Below are 22,794 nucleotides of genomic sequence, written 5' to 3'. Positions count from 1 at the left end.
TAACTGATTTTAGAAGGATATGCCTGTGTCTGATCTGCAAGCAATACAGATAGCAAAACTTGAAAAGCTGCGCGAAGCTTGGTTACCTGCGGTGACTTTTTTGTTCGGTGAGCCTGCGCCACAAGCAGAGTTTGGTGGTTTTGAAGTCAATCAAGATATCGCCAAGCCAGAGGTCGTGTTTACCAGTAAAGAACAACCCTATCACTACCGCTTACAGATCCCCGCGCGCAGTTTTTCCAATGATGTTATGTTGCTAGCGGACGTTATTCAAGAAATGGTACGTGGCTTGTATCCTATGGGCTTTGATACCCCTAAAAGTAATGTGCTAAGCGAAGGTGTGGCTGTGTATGGTGCAGTAACCGCGATCAAACAAGTCTTTGGTGAAGAAACGTTAGAGTCCTATTTACAAGCCCTTGAAGAGCAAGCCTTTGCCTATTACGACGCCTTTAATTATGCCGCCATTGTGATGACGGCTGACCCTCAAGCCATTAAAAAACTTCGTGCTGTGCAGCCATTCTTGCCGCAATTAAGTAAAGCAGATTTTGACAGCGCCGACGTCGAAGTAGAGCGTAAAATGAAAGACATTTTACTTTTTACTTTTCGTGAATAAGCAATTTCACTAAGTGTAAAACTAGGTAAGCTGCTTTGCGCTAGGAAGGCGTATTTTTTATCATAATACCTTTATTGGAGGTGTTTTATGAAACGAGCTAAACGCATTCTTGGCGCTGTTCTTATGGCGAGCATTTTGGTCAGGGTGACCGCCTGTGCAGGGCCTCACGGACACCGTAATCATGGCGGTCATCACTTAGTTCCTTAACCGCTTCAGAGCTTCGCCCTTGCCCCTTAGGGATAGCAGGGGCGATAGCAACTCGGTGTACGTGGACAAACCGCTCCACGAGAGCATATGGTTCTAGCATCGTTTTCTATTCCTCTTTCCACCCAATTAATGTTGAGAATCTTTGCCACACTCATAAGGTCTTTCTTTATGGCTTTTGGGATGGGGGCTGAGCCACCGTTCCCAACACAGGCCTGTTTTAATTGCTGAGCAATCTCTTGTGCGCTTTTGCCTTGGGCTTCAATGGCCGGGTTAAGATCAATGCCAGAGCACAAAACATGGCTGTTGTCGGCTAAATCTGCCACCTTGATGGATTCACATGCGTAAATTCTTGGTTCGTCACCAACATTCAAAATCGAAATTTGCGACGATGTGCCAGTAAGGGGAGCATTAATCATTCGAAAGACAGCCCAGTGCTGGCAAGGGTCTTCCACCATGCGCATATTCCCCCAAGGCAACGGAATACCGTTGCCACGGTACACCGCCTTGAGCTTGCCCGGAGCGTAAGCATCAAAGTAATGCCAATGGGGGTAGGGTGATACTGCGGTCATACGGCGCATGGCGACTGAAGCTGATACCCCTGCCAGTTTCGCAGTGTTGATCTCATAGCCGTTACGATCAAGCATTTGTCGAAAGGGCACTTTTGGGCAAAGTAGGGCGCCTGCAAAGAAGCTACACTCAAAATCTCGCCACGCCCGCAACACATCTTGGGCGTCCATACCTGTACCTTGAGGTAACAAATTTTGCTCTTGTAAGGGCGATATTTCATCACGACCTGTCACCAATACATTACGCATTGTGTCCTTGTCATGTAGGACACAGTGACCGATATGTACCGCTAAGTTGTACTTTAATCGCACAGGCTGAGACTTCATTATTTGGTTGATGTAAAGGCTGTTGGGGGGCTCAAAAAAGGATGTGACAACCTGTGAATCATCAATTCCCATGCTGTCACGTATGCTTTGTGGCGTTTTACGAAACCACTTGATGGTTAAGCCATGGTGTTGAGTTAAGGCAATGATTTCTTCCAAACTTAGCGGCAAACGCTTTTGCCCAACATCCTCGGCGGCTCTTTCTAAATCCGGGAAATGGTTTTGATGATGTTCTTGGTGTGCACGAATCAAAAGGTGGGCAAATTGACGGCCACTGGTGCCAGTTTGAGACAGCATTTCAGGAATGGCGATTTGTAATATGTCGTTAGAAAACAGAAAATTGGGTTCTAGCGCCATGCCGTTGATACCCCCTCCAGAACCTTTCGATGGCTTGATGGCCTCCTCTTCTGGAATATCGTCTAAAAACCAGTCGAGGTCTTTTTGAAAGACACTGGCAATCACTTCTAATACCTCTTCACTGGGGACACGCTTTCCCCTCTCTATCATGGATAAGTATGACACTGAAGGGGCGCATTCTGGGTCGACTTTGATGCAGCGAGCGGACAGGTCTTCCATGGTCAAATGGTTGCGTTTACGCAGGTTGCGTATCTTGGTGCCAAGGAAATGGGCTTTGCGAATTAAACTATTTTTATTTTTCATTTTTGTAAAATTTACACTGTGTAATTCTTATTGTGAAATTTCAATCTAGTTTGTCATAGACTAAAAATCAAGCAACACAGAGTGCTTTTAATTTTGCTTTGACCGTATCAATGTTTGAAAAGGATCTATGCGATGAATATGCCCTTACATAAAAATAACCTAATAGACCAAGGGTTCTACCACTTCATCAATGAAGAAGTATTGCCTCTACATGACTTAAATGCCGATAAATTTTGGCAGGATTTGCAGCAGCTAGTGGCGGACTTAGCGCCGATTAATCGTCAGCTTTTGGTGACTCGCCAATCCCTGCAAGCGCAGATTGATGAATGGCATTTATGCCATCCTGAGCAACCTATCGACCAACCCAGCTACCAAGAGTTTTTACGCGAAATTGGTTACCTAGTACCAGAGGGGGAAGATTTTGCCATCACCACCGAGCATGTGGATGCAGAAATTGCCACCCTAGCCGGACCTCAATTAGTGGTGCCTTTAAAGAATGCTCGTTTTGCTTTAAACGCTGCCAATGCCCGTTGGGGAAGCTTGTACGATGCTTTTTATGGCACAGATGCAGTGGCGCCTAAATTAGTGGAAAGTGCGAACACCGCTGATCACGCTGCTCGTGAACAAATGGTGGTTCAGCAGGCCAAAGCTTTCTTGGACGAAATTTTTCCACTTGATAATGGCTCCCATCAGGATGTGACCAGTTACGTGGTGTATTACCACCACCTATTGGCTTTCTTTGCCGATGGTTCGAAAGCGGGTTTGCAGCAGCCTTGTCAGTTGGTGGCAGTGAATGGTCAGCGCAGTGCTCCGGAATCTATTTTATTGAAAAACAATGGCTTGCATGTAGAAATTCAGCTGGATCCGAACGGTAAGAATGGTGCCCAAGATAAAGCCAATGTGAATGACATTCTGCTCGAATCTGCCTTAAGCACCATTATGGATTGCGAAGACTCTATTGCCGCAGTCGATGCTGAAGACAAGGTAGAAGTGTACCGAAATTGGCTAGGGCTCATGCAGGGAAACCTGCAAACGAGCTTTGAAAAAGACGGTAAAACCCATACTCGTCGTCTAAACAAAGATCGCCTTTTTACGGATCTTGACGGGCAGGAGTATCGCCTACATGGCCGCTCATTGCTCTTGGTTCGTAATGTAGGTCACCTAATGGAGTCGGACTTAATGCAGGACGCTCAAGGGCGTTTTGCTCCGGAAGGCATCATTGATGCGGCCATTACTGCACTGATCGCGGCACTGGATTTGAAGAAAGACAACGGTATTCGCAATAGCCGTACGGGCAGCATTTATATCGTAAAACCCAAAATGCATGGCCCAGAAGAAGTAGCGTTTAGCTGTCAGCTGTTTTCACGTGTGGAACAAATGCTGGGGCTAGCACCGAATACTCTGAAAATCGGCATCATGGATGAAGAGCGCCGCACGACGTTGAATTTAAAAGAATGTATACGCGCGGCTAAAGAGCGAGTGGTGTTCATTAACACAGGCTTCTTGGACAGAACGGGGGATGAAATTCACACGGGAATGCAGGCGGGAGCCTTTTTACCAAAAGATCAAATTAAGAATCAACCTTGGATACAGGCATACGAAAATCGCAATGTGGATATTGGCTTGCAGTGTGGTTTACAGGGTAAAGCACAAATTGGTAAGGGCATGTGGGCCATGCCAGACGAAATGGCCGCTATGATGACAGCCAAAAAAGCTCACCCAAAAGCTGGAGCGAATACCGCTTGGGTACCCTCCCCAACAGCAGCCACTTTGCACGCTTTGCATTATCACCAAGTGGATGTATTTGCCGAGCAAGAGCGTATTAAGCAACGTCCTAAAGCTAAGTTTGATGACTTACTAACGCTACCACTTATTCCAGAAAACCTGACGTTGTCAGAAAGAGTAATACAAAAAGAAATCGATAATAACGTTCAGGGATTATTAGGCTATGTGGTGCGCTGGGTAGAAGAGGGCGTGGGCTGTTCGAAAGTACCTGACATTAATCATGTTGGGCTGATGGAAGATCGCGCAACCCTAAGAATATCTAGCCAGCACATTGCCAATTGGTTGCATCACAGCATTTGTTCTGCCGCTTTAGTGGAGTCAACGTTGGAACGTATGGCAAAAGTGGTGGATGAACAGAATTGTCACCTTAAGGGCTACCAGCCATTAATCAGCGATGGGCAAAAAAGCCAAGCATTTAAGGCCGCTCATGATTTGATCTTTAAAGGAGTGAGCCAACCAAATGGCTACACAGAACCTTTATTACATGCTCACCGAGTGATTGTTAAGCAAGCTCTGCAGCGCTAAAAGAGTTAACAGTTTAATCACAATAAAAGGCTTATTTCCCATAGGGCTCTGAGCCGCATAATTAAAAACAGAGGAAAACGCGATGAATACTTATAACAATAAAATGCAACAAGCCAGCGCTAGCCTAGCGCAACAAGGTCCTACTTGGGCGGCGATTAACCCTGAGTACATTGTGCGAATGCAATTGCAGAATCGTTTTAATACTGGGTTAGACATCGCCAAGTACACGGCCAAAATTATGCGTGAAGACATGGCTAAATACGATGCAGATGCTAGCCAATACACTCAATCTTTAGGTTGTTGGCATGGTTTTGTGGGCCAGCAAAAAATGATTTCTATTAAGAAACACTTTGGCACCACACGTAGCCGATACCTTTACTTGTCGGGTTGGATGGTGGCTGCCATGCGCTCTGAGTTTGGGCCTCTACCGGATCAGTCTATGCATGAGAAAACCTCAGTGCCGGCGCTGATTGAAGAGTTGTACACTTTTTTAAAACAAGCAGATGCCAGAGAGCTACAGCATTTATTTAAAGATATGGACGAAGCTCGTGAAGCGGGGGATGAAGTGAAAGCACAAGCCATCCAAGAGCAGATAGATAACTTTGAAACCCACGTGGTGCCGATTATTGCGGATATTGATGCAGGTTTTGGCAACGAAGAAGCGACCTACTTGTTGGCGAAGAAAATGATTGAAGCGGGTGCTTGCTGTATTCAAATAGAAAATCAGGTATCGGATGCCAAACAGTGTGGTCACCAGGACGGTAAAGTGACCGTACCTCATGAAGACTTTTTGGCCAAGATCAATGCCGTGCGTTATGCCTTCATGGAGCTTGGGGTTGAAGAGGGGGTGATCGTGGCCCGTACCGATTCTCTGGGAGCGGGTCTTACTCAGAAAATTCCAGTATCCCAAACGCCTGGGGATCTTGCAGAACAATACAACGCTTATTTAGATGGGCAAGAGGTGCAGAGTCTAACGGAGCTTAAGTCCGGTGATATGGCAATTATGCAAGGGGATCGTTTAATTAAACCGACCCGTCTTGCCAATGGTCTAGTTCGTTTTAAGGCCAATACTGGCGCAGATCGCGTGGTACTGGATTGTATTACCTCGCTGCAAAATGGTGCCGATCTTTTGTGGATAGAAACAGAAAAACCACACATCGGACAAATTGCAGAATTGGTCAACCGTGTTCGAGCCGTGGTGCCAAATGCCAAGCTGGTCTACAACAACAGCCCATCTTTTAACTGGACACTAAACTTTCGTCAGCAGGTGTTTGATGTTTGGTTGGAAGCAGGAAAAGATGTGTCTGCTTATCAACGTGAACAATTGATGGCGCAAACGTACGATGATACTGAGTTAGCTCAAGAGGCGGATGATCGTATTCGTAATTTCCAAAAAGATGCGGCGGCTCAAGCAGGTATTTTCCACCACTTGATCACCTTACCAACTTACCATACAGCGGCATTGTCGACGGATAATCTAGCGAAAGACTATTTTGGTGAGCAAGGTATGTTGGGCTATGTACTAGAAGTACAGCGTAAGGAAATTCGCCAAGGTTTGGCTTGTGTAAAGCATCAAGACATGTCTGGCTCAAATATTGGTGATGATCACAAAGAGTACTTCTCAGGCGCTCACGCACTGAAAGCCTCTGGTAAAGATAACACTATGAATCAGTTCGCTGCTATCTAGTAGCGAAGGATAACGAAATTTCCCTTTTTAAGGTCGACAACACCGCTATGTTGTCGGCCTTTTTTTATAGTCGGATCGTAGGAGATGATTAGGTTTTAAATTTTCGAGTTACCGCTTGAATATTTTCTGACTGTTTCTCAAGCCGTGCAAATTGATCACTGGTTTGCTGAGAGCTTTTGCCGATAGTGTCTGCTAACTCAGCAATGCCAGAAATATTTTTTGACATGTCATTCACAACATCAGATTGCTGAGACGCAGCGTTCGAAACGTCTACGTTCATGGCTGTTAACTCTTTCATAGATTTAGAGCTGGAGTGGATAATGCTTGTAATCGTGTCCATGGCTTGAACAACGGATGTGCGTTTTTCTGTCGTGTTAGCCATATCTTGGATTGTTTTTTCGGCACTGACTTGGAGTTTATCTAGGATGGTTTTGATTTCCTCTGTGCTTTTCTGACTTCGTTGCGCAAGCGTTCTTACTTCATCTGCGACGACAGCAAAACCACGGCCAAGCTCACCTGCACGAGCGGCTTCTATGGCAGCGTTAAGCGCTAACAGGTTTGTTTGTTCAGAGATATCTTGAATAACACTTAATACAGAGTTGATGTCGTCTACGTTACCTCCAAGTTCTTGCACAGAGCCTTCAACGTTATTCAAAACATTGGTTAGTGCCTCTAGCTCTTTGCTAGATATTTGCATCTGGACGAGTATCTCTTGAACTTCTTGATCAGTATTTTCAGCCGAAGTACGAGTAAGTTCTGCATTTTTAGCGATCTCTAGTGCGGTAGAAGACATCTCTTCGATGGCTGCGGCTGTGCTGGTGGTTTCTTGTATCTGGCTGTTAGAGTCATTCGCTAAACGTTGATGCTGCTCTCTAGAAACTACGGCGATATCATTAAGTTGATTCCCCGCATTTTTTAGTGATTGGATATCTTTAGACATGGAAGCGAGAAAGCGATTGAAATGCTTAGAGGTGTCATCCAATACATCTAATGAGCTGCCCGGTAGGGTTGCGGTTAAATCACCTTCCCCATCTGCTAAATCTTCAACGGCATCCCTTAGGGCATGTAGGGCAGATAAAATGGATCGAACAGCTAAGAAAACAATAATGGCGACCAAACCAGAAAGCACGGCGATGATGATGAGTTTGGAAATTAGACTTTTTTGTTCTGACGCTTTCAAAGAAGCGTTGATATTGATTAAGGCTGAATCAACACCATCTATAAAAAATCCTGTGGCAATGGCAATGCCCCATTTCTCTATCCAAACAGCATAGCTGTATTTTGCCGAAGGTTCTTTCTCACCGGCCTTAGGAAAGTAGTAGGTAGTGAAGCCTTCCCCTGATTGGGCGGCTGTTATGATATTTTGAACGATCAAATTACCGTGTTTGTCTTTAGAGTTAATGTAGTTGCCGCCAACTCCGACACCAGAGCCACTCATCAATCGGTTGCCATCACCATCGTAGGCGAATAAATAGCCAACATTATTGTCATAACGATAATTGAAAAGCAGATCCAGGGCCTCTTTCATACCTGTGTTACCGGGCATATCAGTGTATGGCTTGATGATACTTAGAGAAGAGTCTATGACGGTAACAAGGCGTTTTTTCTCAACATTAATAATGGTCTCTTCTGATAGTGTCGACATATCTTTGTTGACGGTATCGAGGGTTTGTATCTGGGTAATAATACTGACCAGACCAACGAGAATGAAGGGGACAAATGCAAGCATGTAGACTTGCGCTTTTAGGGATCGAAACATAAATCACTCCGGTTCTGGTCCAAGTTGGTCGTCTAGTTTGACTTGTTAGATGATCGATAAGGAATTGAGAAATAATTGGCAAAGACTAATAACTTGCTATGCCGTAGAATATAAGTCTTGATAATAGCGTTATTAATGGTCTTTACGTTTATTGTATTACAATTATTTACAATAAATGTAAAGATTCTAACTCTTGTTAGTTGCGATTATATATCTACCCAAAATACATGAACTTAACGGAATAACTCATTACTTTTATGCGTCAGCCTAAATATCGAAATCATATTATTACACTGTCACTAGTGAGTGTTATCAACATGGTGATTTTGTTGACTGTTATCGTCTGGCACATCCATTCTGCGGTGGTAGAAGAGCGCAAAAATTTAATTCATTCTCAAGTTGAGTCTGCATTGGGACTCGCTAATACAATTTTTCAGAAATCTTTAACTAGTGGAGCTTCTTCAGCAGAATCTGAGCAAGAGTTGTTCAAATACATTGGTTCAATGACATTTCAAGGGAATGGCTATTTTTGGATATTAGATAGGCAAGGCGTCATGCTTGCACACCCGAATTTAGCTAATCTTTCCACTAAGTCCCTAATCGATGTGCAGGACAGTGAAGGGCGATTCTTTATTCGTGACATGCTAAATACTGCTGATCAAGGTGGTGGCTTTGTTCATTATGAATGGCCTAAGCCCGGTGACAGCCAGCCAGTAGCTAAAATAGGCTATGTGGAATTATTTAAACCTTGGCAACTGGTGTTTGTGTCAGGGCTTTATGTGGATGATTTAAATAAAGATATTATGGAACAGTTTTCATTAGGCTTCGTAACAATTTTTGTTTTATTCGTGTTGAGTATTTTGTTGTCGCTACGTTTATCCAAGAGGTATTTAAAAGAGTTTCGTCATAAAGCCATTCATGACTCATTAACCCTTTTATATTCCCGTGGGCACCTAAATGATGTCGCGCCTAAGATGTTTGATAAGGCAGCTAAGACACCTTTTTCGATCGTGTTTTTTGATTTGGACAAATTTAAGTCGATCAATGATCAGCTCGGCCATAAATACGGGGACTCAGTGCTCTCAGAAGCAAGCATGATTATCAAAAGTGCTTTATTACCCCATAAAAATGTTTTTCGTTATGGTGGTGAAGAGATAGTGACACTATTGAGAGCCTCTGAGCAAGAAAGTTTTGAAATCGCTGAAAAAGTCCGGATAGCTATTGCTGAGCACACTTTCTATGGACCAAAAAATACACCTTTTCATATTACAGTTAGTGCAGGTATCGCTGAGAAAAAGGCAGGCGATAATGTAGTTGAGTTGTTGAAGCGAGCTGATTTGTGTATGTACATTGCCAAGGAAAGAGGTCGTAATCAAGTTGTAGTGGATTCAGATGTCCGTAAAACAGATCGAGACTAGTCATTAATTTTATGAAATGTGCATCGAGTATGAATTAATTCCATATTCCTTTTTTTAACGGAGAAGAAAGCCAAAAAATACTATTTTTCATGATAAGTTTGCCACTTTACTAGTAGCTTATTTAAAAGGAATAGTATGTTACACCAGTTTAAGTTGGCATTATTTGGTGGTTTGGTTTCAGTCGCAGCAAGCCCTATCTTTGCTGCGACATTTGAAGTGCCTCGTACCTTTGAAATCATGTATGTGGATCAGCAAGCGGCGAATAAATTTGGTCATGATTTTAAAGTCGAGGTTGCGGCTGGTCAGCACCAATTAGTCGTACGTTTCAATAAATTGCTACGCCAAGGTGGTGATACTCATCGCTACCGCTCAGAACCTATTGTCTTAGATATAAACTTTCTGCAAGACTCAAATATCCAGTTACAAGCGCCCTATGTTTCGTCTCAAAGAAAAGCGCAAGAATATGCTCAAGCCCCTCAGTTTGAATTGCTCGATACTCAACTAGATCAAAATATACCTTTTACACAAGTACAATTAGCGACACGTTCTGGCTTACAAAATACTCGTGACTATTTAGAAGAGATCGAACAAGTGAGTAAGAAAGGGTCTGACGTTTCTCCTCAAGTTGTTCCTGTTACTGATGACCGTCTGGATAATATTGCTTTGGAAATGCTGAAATTTTGGTACAACAAAGCCAGCTTGTCGACCCGAGAAGAGGTTCAATTATGGCGTGCTAACCCAGAACGTAAGGTTGAAATAAGTGATGTTGCCGCAGAAATGCTGAATTTTTGGTCACAAAAAGCCAATGATACTCAGCAAGAGGCGTTCTTAGCTTGGACTCTTAAGTAGCCTTTTAAAGGTAGAAGGCATTGGCCACTCAGCAAGAAAGTTGAGTGGCCAATTGGATTAGGTATGACTCATTGTGTTTTGGCGAGCTTGGATTCTTTGGTTGAACTTATCATTCACAACCAGCGCTAATAGAATGATGGCTGCACCGATAGATAAACGTAAAATGTCGGCGTCACGGTTCCAAAATAGAACATTTACCAAAATGCCAGCAGGGATCAGTAGGTTGTTAGCAATGGCTAAGGTGCCCACATTGACTAAGGTCGCGCCCTTGTTCCAAGCGAAATATCCCACCCCAGAGGCCACGACACCTAGATACACAAGAATGGACCATTGCAGATTGGTTGTTGGTAGTTTTTCTGTGTTACCCATTAAAAGGAAGCAAGGCACTACAACGATCAAGGCGCCAATAAAGAACCAGCCAAAAACTGTGCGTTGGGGTAAATCCGGACGCTCTTTTGCGATAATGCGTTTGTAGCCTACTTGTCCTGCAGCGAAGCACAGATTAGCCCCTTGAACTATCAGTAAGCCCTTAAGGAAGCCTTCATCAATGCCTTGATAGCGAATTGCTACTGCTCCTAGAACGGCGAGTAGTGCACTGATGACAAAGCCAACATTGAGCCGACGATCAATAAGGTCATTTAGTAAGGTAATATAAATAGGTGTCATGACGGTAAACAAAAGTACCTCTGGCACCGACAAGTAAAGGAAGGACTGGTAGTAAAAACCGTACATAATCCCTAGCTGAAAAGCGCCACACACCATGAGCTGTAAAATGACTTTACGTTCAATCTGGCGGGGATTTAGAAAAGGCAGAAAGACCAGTGTCGCCAAGGAGACGCGCATTAACACCGAAAACCACGCGTCGACTTGCCCAGCAAGATAGACGCCAATTAAACTGAAAGAAAATGCCCACAAAAGAGTGACAGCAACAAGTATCGACATGAGAATCAATTCCATCTAAGAAAGTTTGCGCCAGTGTACCCATTTATAATATTGGGGTAAATCAGTTTACTGAAAATAAACCTTTGGTTTACTAATGGTCAGTATAGTTTTGATTAAGATAAGTGCTTGTCGGGCTCTTGAGGGAATCATTAGAAGGATTCGTTTGTGACAGAAAACCAGTTAGCGAGCTATGAAAGGTTATTTCAGCCATTTTTATGTGACAGCCAAGGTGGTGATGTCGCCCATGATGTCGCCCACTTAACTCGTGTCGTTAAAACCGCAAAGCAACTTGCTCTTGAGGAAAAAGCGGAGTTGGCCATTGTGGTGCCTGCGGCTTGGTTACACGACTGTGTATCCTATCCAAAAAACCATCCAGAAAGGCACTTGGCGTCTCTGAGGGCTGCAGATAAAGCGGTTGAGTTCTTAGCTTCAATAGGCTATCCGAGTAAATACTTCGCCGACATTCATCATGCCATACACGCTCATAGCTTTAGTGCTAATCAGCTCGCAAGCAGTTTGGCGGCAAAAATAGTCCAAGACGCTGACCGTTTAGACGCGTTAGGCGCCATAGGGATTGCCCGCTGTATGCAGGTAAGTGGTGCACTAAATCGCCCATTATATGCGCCAGAGGATCCTTTTTGTGAAACGCGAGCGCTAGATGATCAGCATTATTCAATTGATCATTTTTATAAAAAGCTATTTCATATTTCAGATCAGTTAAATACTGCCTCTGCTCGTATGGAAGGTAAGCGCAGAGAACAAGTTATGCGAGGTTTTTTGACGCAATTAGCTGCGGAAATCTAGACGATGACCGCCACGGACTTAATTTGTGCATAGAGGGTCATGCCAGTTTTTAGTTGTAAATGATGGACAGATAGCCCGGTGATTCTTGCTAAAATAGGAGTTTTACCAGCCAGTAAACGTATGGTGAACATGCTGTTATCATTTGGCTCTTGGGCTATTTGATCTACCTTAACTTGTAATCGGTTGAGGATGCTGGTGTCGTCGTGAGCACTTAAAGATAAGCTGACATCTTTGGCTTGAACTCTAACTTTTACGTCTTCGCCGATTTTACGTTCTGGAGTTTTCACCCGTAAGCGTTGACCATCGAAATGCAGTTCAGATAACCCCCAAGAGGCGTTTTCGGCGGACAATTTTCCCTGTATGACAACACTGGCATCTTGATAGTGACAAAAAGTCGTGCCCAGTTTACCTAGTAATTCCTGAGTAGGACCTTGGTCTGTGATGCGTCCACTGTGTAGTACTAACATATTATCCGCTAGGCGGATCACTTCGTCTAGAGCATGACTAACATAGATAATGGGCAGTTGAGTTTGATGGCAAAGAGTTTCAAGGTAAGGCAATATTTCTTGTTTTAAAGCATCGTCCAATGCAGATAAGGGTTCATCCATTAATAGTAGTTTGGGTTGAATTAATAAGGCTCTGGCAATGGCGATACGTTGTCTTTCCCCCCCTGAAAGCTGATGAGGGTAGCGTTTTAGTAGAGGGCCAATTTGCATGAGCTCCACCACATCTGAGTATTGGATTTGAAGCTGGCTAGTGTCTGCTCTATTGAGTGCAAAACGAAGGTTTTGCTCCCCATTCAAATGTTCAAACAAGCTACTTTCTTGAAAAACATAGCCTATTGGGCGGCGGTAGGTGGCTAATCTATACGTCTGACTCTGCCAGACTTGGTCGCCAAAAATAATGTCTCCTGTTAAGTGACTGTCGAGTCCAGCAATCGCCCGTAGTAAACTGGTTTTTCCTGACCCAGAAGGTCCAAATAAAGCGGTGACACCTTGGGGCGGAATTTTGGTTTTCACATCAAGAGAAAATTGTCTGTCAGAACTGGGTAGGCTTTCTAAGGCCAGATATAAGCTAGATTGAGTTTTAGCTACTGGCATTATTGTTCTCCAAATGGCGAATCTGTTTCTGCCTTCTTATGCCCGCCAAATAAATTGTGTTGGCGTTTTTTTTGGCTGTACAAAAGCGTCAAAATTAGAAACGCAAACCCCACCATGAGCAAGGATAGAGAATGGGCTTGTTGATACTCTAAGGCTTCAACATGTTCGTAGATCTTTACTGAGATCACACTGGTTTGTGAAGAAATATTGCCCCCTATCATCAGCACCACACCAAATTCGCCAAGTGTATGGGCAAAGCCTAATATTGCAGCGCTTAGATAACCGGGCTTGGCTAAAGGTAAGACAACGTAGATAAATGTTTGCCATGGAGAAGCTCGTAAAGTGGCGGCGACTTCTAAAGGGCGGCTACCAATAGCAGAAAAAGCATTTTGTAATGGCTGCACTACAAAGGGCAGTGAATACACCATTGATGCAATGACAAGACCGGTGAAACTGAAAGGCAGAGGGGCGATACCAAATTGATCAAGAAGCTTGCCAACGGCACTGTTTGGGCTAAGGAAAATTAGTAGATAAAAACCCAAAACGGTAGGGGGCAGTACTAGTGGCATGGCAACAATGGCATTAATTGGGCCTTTGAACACAGATTGTGTACGACTTAACCACCAAGCCAAAGGTGTAGTGAGCACCAATAATAAACAGGTCACAAGACTCGCTAACTTGAGTGTTAACCAGATAGCGGAAAGGTCGTCTGCGCTCAGTGTCATAAATAGGGAAGCCTTATGAAGAAGAGACTGATAGATAGCCAAACTCTGCGATGAGTGCTTGGATATCTGGGCTGTTTAGAAAGGCTAAAAATTCTTTTGCTGTGTCTTGATTTGGACTTTTTAATAGGCTGACTGCCGCCTGTTCTATGGGGGCATGTAAGTTTGCCGGTATAAGCATAAATTGCTTTCCAGCTTCTTGGTCGGATAGATGGATTTGCGCTTGATAGGCAAGCACCTGAGATAGGGCAACTAATCCTAACCTCGCATTCTGTGAGTAGGTGAATTGGAAGGCCTGTCCAATATTTTCCCCTTGAACCAATTTGTTTTGTACCGTCTCCCATAAATTAAGTGACTCTAGGCTTTGCTGTGCGGCCAGCCCATAAGGGGCAAGCTTGGGGTTGGCAATCGCGATACGCTTGGATTTGGTGAAAAGCTGATCATAGCTTTGTGTTTCTAGCGGTGTGGCTGACCATAAGGCTAGTATTCCTTGGGCATAGATTCTAAAACTATCAGCTCTAGCCAGCCCAGCTTCAATGAGCTTGTGGGGTTTTGCTGTGTCAGCGGATAAGAAAGCATCGTAGGGTGCGCCATGCTGAATTTGTGCGTACAGCTTTGCTGACGACGCAAAGGCGAGAGTAACTTGGTGCCCAGATGTTTGCTCAAATTGTTGGGCAATGAGGGTCATTGGCGCAATAAAGTTTGAAGCAACTGCCAATCGTAATGGCTGCGACAATACTGGATGAGAGAGGCTGAGTGCTAAGCAGATTAGAACAACGCGCCAGCGATAAATTGAGAAAGCTGTGTTTTTCAATTTATCGCGCCTGTGAGGCATATTTGCTCCAAAAGTTATTAAGCCAATAGTAGGTAGCAGTCACCTTGGTGCATACCAACGGTGGCTTTGGCAAGCTGGCTTCCTTGGCATGGGCCGGTAATACAGGTGCCATCTTTCGGGGAAAACAAAGCGCCATGGTGCTTGCATTTTAGGTAGTCACCGTCACCATCGAAGGCGCAGTCTGTAGGTTGCGACAAAGGTTTATTTTGGTGAGGGCACAAGTTTTTATAAGCAAGGATCTGGCCATCGTATTTTGTAATAAGAAAATGGTGTTGTTCTATATTAACACTTAAGGCCTGACCTTCTGGTAAGTTCTCTACGTTGGGAATTAGATGTTTATTAAACACGTGATCGCACACTTCTTCTGGTGAATGTTTTTGTTTTATTGTTAACAAGCTTTAGTATTTGTTACTTAATTGTGACCACATCTTAGCGGCATCCCACAATTTTAAAAATAGAAAAAAGTAAGTAAATTGTAATAGGTGTAAAAGATGACTCTAAAACGACAGAGCAGTTGAGTCAATATGCAGTAACTGAGTTAGTTTACTAGATGACATTGATCCTAAACTTTAAGCTCCTTATACTGCGCCCATGACTAAAAAAAGCCCTGCAAAATCCACTCGAAAACCCTCAGCTGGCCGTAAACGACCTGCATCGCGAAAGCGTCGCCATTCATTTTTGAGGCGTACTATACGATTTATTTTCAAATGGGGAATCATCTTAGGCCTTTTAGCCAGTATCCCATTTGCCTTTTGGGTATGGTGGCTAAATGGTCAAGTAGTGGCGCGTTTTGAAGGCCAAAAGTGGCAGGTGCCCTCAGAGGTTTACAGTGCTCCTATCACCTTACAAAGTGGTTCACCTTGGAATAAAACGGATTTAGAGGTCTTGTTAAAAGACAATGGTTACCGCTTTGGTCGGAATAGCCAAAAAGTGGGTTGGGCTGCTCGTAGCAATACGAAGGTAAGCGCTTACTTACGGTCTTATGTTGATCATTTAGGCTATCACGACAGTGCTCGGCGCATATTTTCGTTTCCAAATGGCAAACTTTCTATTCAAACTCTTAGCGGTGAAGCGGTTGATCAGGCGCAAATTGAGCCTCAACGAATCGGATTTTTATATGGAGGTAATACCGAGCGACGCCAGATTCTTACCTTCGAACAAATCCCCGTCAGCTTGATCGATATTCTAATCGCAGTGGAAGATCAGGACTTTTATCAACACTGGGGGATCTCTTTAAGTGGTATCGCTCGAGCTGTCTGGGTGAACTTTACCCATGGCTCTCGTCGCCAAGGTGGCTCAACCTTGACTCAGCAGTTGGTGAAAAACATGTATTTAAGTTCTGAGAGAACTTATACCAGAAAGCTCACCGAAGTGATTATGAGCTTGTTGCTTGAGTACCATTATTCGAAACAAGACATTATTACCGCTTATATGAACGAGGTGTACTTAGCCCAAGTAGGTAACAGCGGTTTGCACGGCTTTGCCGCGGCCAGTCAGCATTTCTTTGCCCGTCCGCTTAACGAGTTGAACATTGATGAATTGTCTTTGTTAGTGGGGATGGTGAAGGGCCCTTCTCTGTACAACCCGCAACGTTCTCCTAAACGGGCCATGTCTCGCCGTAATACAGTTTTAGCGGTCTTGAAAGACCAAGGTAGGCTGACGGAAAAGGATTATCAATTATTAATTAAGCGGCCTATTCGCCTGTCGGAAAAACAACAATCCCGCTCTGTCTATGGGGATTATCTAGACTTAGTGTCCTTACAATTATCTAGGGATTTTGATGAAGATACGCTTGCCACTGAAAATTTACGTATTTATACCGGATTAGACATTCGCGCGCAGCAAGCGGCCAGCATCGCTGTGCGCCGACAAGTGCAGGCATTAGAAAAGCGCGATAAAAAGTTACAAGGCTTGCAGGCGGCAATGGTCATTACGGATCGGGACAATGGGCAGGTTCGTGCCGTGGTGGGCTCAAGTGGAGAGCATTATACGGGCTTTAACCGTGCCCTCGGAGCAGTTCGCCCGATAGGATCTTTGGTGAAACCTCCTTTGTATCTGGCAGCGATCGCCTCGGGTAAATACACCTGGTGGTCAAAAATTGAAGATAAACGCTTACGGTTTAATGTGGGTGGTGAAGTTTGGCAACCGGAAAACTATGATCGCAAGTTACATGGGGAAGTACACCTCTACGAGGCGATGGCTAAGTCATATAACTTAGCGACTTTAAATCTCGCCACTCAATTAGGCTTCGATAGAATTGGACAAACCCTACGCGATTTGGGTGTTAAGCGACCATTTACCATGCGTCCCTCTACGACTCTAGGGGCATTAGAGTTGTCCCCATTTGAAGTGGCACGTCTATATCAGCCGATTGCTTCCCAAGGACGAAGCAGTGAGTTAGGGGTCGTGCTGGCGGTCACTGATCAACAGGACAGGCTCATTAAACGCTTTACGCATAATGGTAACGTGCCTTTCACGGATGCCGCCCTTGCAGTAACCTTAGATGGCATGACAAAAGTGCCTGAGATAGGGACGGCGAGAGCGTCGAAAAGAGTTTTTCCTAACGTAACTTATGGGGCTAAAACAGGTACGACTAATAGCCAAAAAGACAGTTGGTTTGTTGGTATTACAGGGGATTATTCCTCCGTTATCTGGTTGGGCGATGACGATAATGTACCCTTGAGTATTACCGGCAGTAGCGGCGCACAAAAAGTCTGGATGGATTTTGCCAAAACTCTGCCACAACGTTCGCTGCCAAGCAGCCTTCCAAATGGGGCGTTTCGTTATAGTATTTCTAAGGACAAGTTTGAAATTGCAGCCCCTCGTTGTGATAACAAGGTCGAGCTAGCATTCCTTGTGGGGACTCAGCCACAGGAGAGCACCTCTTGCCTGTGGCCATTCTAGTCTGAGGTCTAGTGGTTTTTGAGAAGTGATTGGTACAGATCAATCCATTGGTCTGTAACCGCTTGCCAACTGTAGTCGTATGACATGGCGTTGGTTTGTAGTTGCTGCCATTTTTTGGTGTCACGAAAGGCTTCAATCGTGCGTTGCAAGGCTTCATACAATGCATGAGCAGACGCTTCTTCAAAAACGAAACCGTTGGCCTTATTGCCGCCTTCAAATACCGTGTCTGCCAACCCACCGGTTTGGCGAACAACGGGCAAGGTCCCGTATTTAAGGGCATACAACTGAGTTAAGCCACAAGGTTCAAAGCGTGATGGAATGAGTAAGGCATCGACACCTGCTTGTAGACGGTGGGAATAATCTTCCATATAACCGATTCGTACTGAGACTTGTTGCGGGTAGCGCTTTTGTAAGTCAAGGAAGCCTGCTTCTAGTTGTTTATCACCAGAGCCAAGCAATACAAGCTTACAGCCTTGTTCTAGTATGTTTGGCATGACATCGAGAACTAGATCTAAGCCTTTTTGTTCCGTTAAACGACTGACTATGCCTAGCACGGGTTGTTCTAGGTTCGTCTCTAATCCGCACTCTTCCAACAGTAAACGCTTGTTTTCTTGTTTGAGATGTAGACTGTATTGGTCATAATTGATGGCAAGTAGGGAATCTTTTTCAGGCGACCATTGGTCATAATCTACACCGTTAAGAATGCCGGTTAATTTGCTTTGCATGGCCGTTAAAACACCATCTAATCCATCGCCATAGTGAGGTGTTAAAATTTCGTGCGCATACGTTGGACTAACCGTGGTGATGGCGTCGGCATACACAAGCCCTGCTTTTAATGCAGAAAATTGACCATAAAACTCAACGCCGTGCATATTAAACATATGATCCGGCAATTGCAGATCATAGAATTTGTCTTGTTCAAAACTGCCGTTGTAACGCAAATTATGCACAGTGGTGACAACTGAAGTGGTGTGATTTCCCCAGCTTTTTAAATAGGCCGCTGTTAAGCCTGTTTGCCAATCATTCAAATGCACAATATCCGCGTGCCAATTCACAATGGTACTGTTAGAAATAAGTTGGGCCACAACCCATGAAAAGGCTGCGAAACGAATATGATTATCTGTGTAATCATGTCCTTGAGGGTCAACATAAGGGCCGCCATCGCGTTCAAACAAAGCCTGACACTGAACGAGCCATATAGGCGTGTCATTTTCTGTAAGGTGACTTTCAAGTAAGAGCAGATCACCGACACCAAAAGGGTTTCCGAGGTTGATAGTGTTATGAATAGGGGCTACTTTATCTAGTATGCCGTTATAAGCAGGCATGATCAGCCTAACATCGCAGCCTTTTTTCCTTAATGCCAAGGGAAGTGCGCCAGCTACATCGGCTAAACCACCTGTTTTGATGAGAGGATAAATTTCTGAAGCAGCAAAGAGAATTTTCATCATGTTGTTATCTTTTTGGTGTTATGTTGATTTAAGAGTATACCTAAATTGGGTTTCGAGTAGAGTGTGACTATTAAAAATAATATTTAAAGTCTTTAGTGTAAGGGAATTAATATGGATTTAAATACAGCGTGTATGAAAACCCTGTCTATTATTTTAGCGGGTGGCCGAGGCTCAAGGTTGAAGCAATTAACAGATAACCGGTCGAAGCCAGCAGTGCCGATTGCTGGTAAGTATAAAATTATTGATTTTCCACTTTCTAACTGTGTTAACTCGGGTATGCGCCGCATTGCGGTATTGACCCAATATCGATCTCATACATTAAATCAGCATGTTCAAAGAGGATGGAACTTCCTGCGTTCAGATTTTAATGAGTTCATTGAGCTTTGGCCTGCGCAACAGCAGACCGGCGGAGACTGGTATCAAGGTACGGCGGACGCTGTGTATCAAAATCTCAGCATGATAGAAGGTCTTGATAGTGAATATATTTTGATTCTGGCGGGTGATCATGTTTATAAACAAGATTACAGTATTATGCTTAAAGAGCATATTGAGTGCGGTGCAGATGTATCTGTGGCTTGTATAGAGGTGCCCGTCACTGAGGCTGATCAGTTTGGCATTATGCATGTTGATGAAGGCGACAATATTATCGCTTTCGAGGAAAAACCTTCTAATCCCCCGACTATGCCAGGCAATCCAGAAGTCTCTTTAGCCAGTATGGGGATCTATATTTTTAATACGAAATTCCTCTGTGAAAAACTTCGCTCGGATGCAGATGATAAAGATTCTAGTCATGATTTCGGTAAAGATTTAATTCCTTTCTTTGTGGGTAGAAGTACCATTAAAGCGCATCACTTTTCTCGTAGTGTAATAAGTAATGAAAGTTATACTCATCCTTACTGGCGTGATGTGGGTACCTTAACCGCATATTGGGAATCCAATATGGATTTAACCCGCTTAGTGCCAGAATTAGATTTATATGATGAAGATTGGCCAATACGTACTGCTCATTATCAACGTCCAGCCGCTAAGTTTAATTATAATTATGAAGAACGTATGGGAACGGCATTAAATTCCGTAGTCTCGGCAGGCTGTATTGTGTCTGGGTCTACTGTTGAAAAGTCTATTCTCTTTAATAATGTCAGGGTGAACTCGTACTCTCATGTAAATCGGTCTGTGATACTGCCAAGGTGTGACATAGGACGTAATTGTCGTTTAACCAAAGTGGTCTTAGATTCTGACTGTCGCCTCCCTGAGGGTACTATCATAGGTGAGAATGCTCAGGAAGACGCTGAACGTTTTTACCGAAATGAAGATGGTATTACACTTGTTACTCAAGAGATGATAGAAAAGTTATTTAATTGATTCTCAAAGTATTTAATTTAAAGCCCTTTTGTAATGATCACAAAGGGGCTTTTTTTTGTGTAAATAAATGTACCCTGTAACTAAATGTAAAAAAAATGTGGTGTTTGATGGCTTATAAATAGAGAAAGCTCGGTTGAAAATAATTATATGTATAAGACTGTATCTAGTGTAGGAAATTGTACCTTGTACCAAGGTACAATGGTTTGTTAGAGAGAAAGGGGTTAAATTAGTAATAGTATTTAGTAGGCATTAGAACTTGATAAGGAAATAGATTATGAGCGGCGATAGAAATGGAGAATTAAATTCCTGGGAGTCGATTGGCTATGTAAAAATTGAAAATGGTATTATCCAAGTTCAATCTACAACTGGCGAGATGAGACAAGTTGGAAATAATAGTGACATTTTTTTTGGCGACATAGTTATTGCTCAAGGAGTTGCTGGTTTTATTGTCTTTTTTGAAGGGAATCCAAAAGAAGTACCATTTGCTGAAGGTGATATTTTAGAGATCAATGATGAAATATATCACTTGGATGATTTAGATTTCCTTGCCGCAGATTCCTCTACATCAACTATTGATTTGCAAGAAGCGATTCTCGCTGGAGAAGATCCAACACTTATTCAAGACCCATCCGCAGCAGGGGAAGAGGTTGAATATTCTTTGTCTGATCATGTGACTGTGACGGTTGAATCAGATCACAATACTCCGTTAACAGAGGCAAGCCGATACCAATACGATGTCTATGAATATAACTCACCTAATACTGTTGAATACCTAGGAATCCACGAAAGCTCACATTCTGATGAGGTGGATGATACATCCAGTTCTAACAAAAATATCACAAATAGATCTAGTGTTAATTCAATTCCAACGGCTGATGATGTGTCAATTTCTTTGCTTGAAGATACTGTGACGGTGGGAAAAATAACAGCAGTTGATGACAGTGAAGGAACCATTAACTTTAGTCAGAATACGTCAATTATAGGATTGACTGTTTACCCCGATGGTACATATGTTTTCGACGCATCTTCCTATGACTATTTGGCTAAAGGTGAGGTTAAAAACCTAACAGCCGTTGTAAGTATTACTGACTCAGAAGGTGGTGTGGGTAATGCGCAAATTAATATTACCCTAACAGGCACCAATGATGCTCCAACTGCACAAGTTGCTAACAGCTATGTTACAGATAAAAGTAGTGTACAAGGTCAAGTGCACGCTGCCGATGTAGACCTACCCGAAGGTGCCCAATTAGAGTTTAGCCTTGATGGTCAACTAGAAGGCTTAGTTTTAAATAGTGACGGCTCCTATGTTTTTGATGGATCAAGTTATAACTATTTAAAGGCAGGTGAAACAGAGGTTATTACAGCAAGCATTATAGTGAAAGATGATCAGGGTGCTACCACCACAGTTGACATTACATTTACTTTAATTGGGACGAATCAACAGGCCGTTATTACAGGCAATAAAGTAGCTAGCATCACGGAAGACAGTGATATATCTATTGATGGTAAATTGACTGTCATAGATATAGATACTGATGAGGCTTCATTCATCGAGCAAAGCAGCCAATCAACAACTTATGGTCTTTTCTCTATCAGTCCGGCTGGAGATTGGAGTTACACATCAAGTAATGGTCCACAAATACAGGCATTAAATGTTGGTGAGACATTACAGGAAACTATTACTGTGACCACTCAAGGGGGGGATACAGAAGTAGTTACGATTACTATTCATGGTACTGACGATGAAACCAGTGTAATTATTACTGCCCTATCTTTATCTAGTGCTGATATTGCAACGGGGTCGGTTGTCGCAAACTTTAGCGTTACAGATGTTGATGATGACGTTCAAATAGGGTTCTCTCCTGGTACTAATCTAGAAGGTTATTATAGTATTTCAGGAAATAGCGTTGTTCTAACTCAGGTAGGTGTCGATTTCGTTAATGTTGGCGGAACGCTGCCTCAAGTGAGTTTAACCACGTCAGGTTCAAATAATGATATTACTGTTACCACTGAAATTGACTCAACCATTGGTAATCTAGTCGACTCAGATGATACGGTGAACCTATTGTCTGAAAACGCTGCCAACGGCACTGCCGTGGGTATTACCGCGTTTGCAACAGACGCGGATGGCGACACCGTGACCTACAGCTTGTCAGACAATGCGGACGGACGTTTTACCATCGATGCCACCACCGGTGTGGTCACCGTAAGCGATGCGTCCAAACTGGATTATGAAACAGACACCTCTCATGACATCACCATCTTGGCGACGTCTGTCGACGGGTCG

At 43.5% G+C, this 22,794-nt stretch carries 17 protein-coding genes; 9 read left to right on the top strand and 8 right to left on the bottom strand.

The window, feature by feature from the left end; translation table 11 throughout:
* Positions 1–25: 25 nt before the first annotated feature.
* The gene (locus tag ABJF92_RS05260; RefSeq protein WP_446814774.1) at positions 26–610 is read left to right on the top strand and encodes a hypothetical protein; all 585 of its coding nucleotides are present in this window, start codon (positions 26–28) and stop codon (positions 608–610) included.
* Positions 611–843: 233 nt separating this feature from the next.
* Here ABJF92_RS05260 and ABJF92_RS05255 read toward each other — a convergent pair whose 3' ends face one another.
* Entirely contained in the window at positions 844–2,367 is a 1,524-nt protein-coding gene (locus tag ABJF92_RS05255) for a DUF3612 domain-containing protein (RefSeq protein WP_446814773.1), read from the bottom strand.
* A 132-nt stretch (positions 2,368–2,499) separates the two neighbouring features.
* Here ABJF92_RS05255 and ABJF92_RS05250 point away from each other — a divergent pair, with 132 nt between their 5' ends.
* Both ABJF92_RS05250 and ABJF92_RS05245 read left to right on the top strand, forming a co-directional pair.
* The gene (locus tag ABJF92_RS05250; RefSeq protein WP_446814772.1) at positions 2,500–4,677 is read left to right on the top strand and encodes a malate synthase G; all 2,178 of its coding nucleotides are present in this window, start codon (positions 2,500–2,502) and stop codon (positions 4,675–4,677) included.
* Between the two features lie 82 nt (positions 4,678–4,759).
* Positions 4,760–6,364, top strand: coding sequence for an isocitrate lyase (locus ABJF92_RS05245; RefSeq protein WP_446814771.1), 1,605 nt, complete (start codon positions 4,760–4,762; stop codon positions 6,362–6,364).
* Positions 6,365–6,452: 88 nt separating this feature from the next.
* Here ABJF92_RS05245 and ABJF92_RS05240 read toward each other — a convergent pair whose 3' ends face one another.
* The gene (locus tag ABJF92_RS05240) at positions 6,453–8,123 is read right to left on the bottom strand and encodes a methyl-accepting chemotaxis protein (protein ID WP_446814770.1); all 1,671 of its coding nucleotides are present in this window, start codon (positions 8,121–8,123) and stop codon (positions 6,453–6,455) included.
* Positions 8,124–8,380: 257 nt separating this feature from the next.
* Between ABJF92_RS05240 and ABJF92_RS05235 the strand changes: the two genes are divergently transcribed.
* Positions 8,381–9,541, top strand: coding sequence for a diguanylate cyclase (locus ABJF92_RS05235; RefSeq protein WP_446814769.1), 1,161 nt, complete (start codon positions 8,381–8,383; stop codon positions 9,539–9,541).
* Positions 9,542–9,676: 135 nt separating this feature from the next.
* Positions 9,677–10,390: a YccT family protein gene (locus tag ABJF92_RS05230; protein WP_446814768.1), complete on the top strand. Its 714-nt coding sequence runs from the start codon at positions 9,677–9,679 to the stop codon at positions 10,388–10,390.
* A gap of 57 nt (positions 10,391–10,447) precedes the next feature.
* Here the strand turns inward: ABJF92_RS05230 and ABJF92_RS05225 are convergent, their stop codons facing one another.
* Positions 10,448–11,332, bottom strand: a complete 885-nt coding sequence (locus tag ABJF92_RS05225) for a carboxylate/amino acid/amine transporter (RefSeq protein WP_446814767.1) — start codon at positions 11,330–11,332, stop codon at positions 10,448–10,450.
* Positions 11,333–11,497: 165 nt separating this feature from the next.
* Between ABJF92_RS05225 and ABJF92_RS05220 the strand changes: the two genes are divergently transcribed.
* Positions 11,498–12,136, top strand: a complete 639-nt coding sequence (locus ABJF92_RS05220; protein WP_446814766.1) for an HD domain-containing protein — start codon at positions 11,498–11,500, stop codon at positions 12,134–12,136.
* Here ABJF92_RS05220 and modC read toward each other — a convergent pair.
* The 4 genes from modC to ABJF92_RS05200 are packed head-to-tail and all read right to left on the bottom strand — an operon-like array spanning position 12,133 to position 15,140.
* Positions 12,133–13,236, bottom strand: coding sequence for a molybdenum ABC transporter ATP-binding protein (gene modC, locus ABJF92_RS05215; RefSeq protein WP_446814765.1), 1,104 nt, complete (start codon positions 13,234–13,236; stop codon positions 12,133–12,135). The two genes, ABJF92_RS05220 and modC, sit on opposite strands and share 4 nt — an antisense overlap.
* Positions 13,236–13,961 carry a molybdate ABC transporter permease subunit gene (gene modB, locus ABJF92_RS05210; RefSeq protein WP_446814764.1) on the bottom strand — a complete coding sequence of 242 codons (726 nt, stop codon included), beginning with the start codon at positions 13,959–13,961 and terminating at the stop codon, positions 13,236–13,238. Before modB ends, modC begins: the two co-directional genes overlap by 1 nt.
* Positions 13,962–13,974: 13 nt before the next feature.
* The gene (gene modA / locus ABJF92_RS05205; protein ID WP_446814763.1) at positions 13,975–14,793 is read right to left on the bottom strand and encodes a molybdate ABC transporter substrate-binding protein; all 819 of its coding nucleotides are present in this window, start codon (positions 14,791–14,793) and stop codon (positions 13,975–13,977) included.
* Between the two features lie 17 nt (positions 14,794–14,810).
* Positions 14,811–15,140: a Rieske (2Fe-2S) protein gene (locus ABJF92_RS05200; RefSeq protein ID WP_445977372.1), complete on the bottom strand. Its 330-nt coding sequence runs from the start codon at positions 15,138–15,140 to the stop codon at positions 14,811–14,813.
* A 433-nt stretch (positions 15,141–15,573) separates the two neighbouring features.
* On the opposite strand from ABJF92_RS05200, the gene ABJF92_RS05195 reads away from it, so the two are divergent.
* The gene (locus ABJF92_RS05195; RefSeq protein WP_446814762.1) at positions 15,574–17,697 is read left to right on the top strand and encodes a transglycosylase domain-containing protein; all 2,124 of its coding nucleotides are present in this window, start codon (positions 15,574–15,576) and stop codon (positions 17,695–17,697) included.
* Positions 17,698–17,705: 8 nt separating this feature from the next.
* Here ABJF92_RS05195 and glgA read toward each other — a convergent pair whose 3' ends face one another.
* On the bottom strand, positions 17,706–19,145 hold the full coding sequence (gene glgA / locus ABJF92_RS05190) for a glycogen synthase GlgA (protein ID WP_446814761.1): 1,440 nt from the start codon (positions 19,143–19,145) through the stop codon (positions 17,706–17,708).
* A gap of 111 nt (positions 19,146–19,256) precedes the next feature.
* On the opposite strand from glgA, the gene glgC reads away from it, so the two are divergent.
* A complete protein-coding gene (gene glgC, locus ABJF92_RS05185) occupies positions 19,257–20,507 on the top strand; it encodes a glucose-1-phosphate adenylyltransferase (protein ID WP_446814760.1) in 1,251 nt (416 codons plus the stop codon).
* A 274-nt stretch (positions 20,508–20,781) separates the two neighbouring features.
* On the top strand, positions 20,782–22,794 hold a 2,013-nt coding region (locus ABJF92_RS05180), incomplete at its 3' end, for a VCBS domain-containing protein (protein ID WP_446814759.1).

This window comes from Marinomonas sp., assembly GCF_039940335.1.
Lineage (GTDB): Bacteria > Pseudomonadota > Gammaproteobacteria > Pseudomonadales > Marinomonadaceae > Marinomonas.
This window is presented reverse-complemented; position numbering and strand designations above follow the sequence as displayed.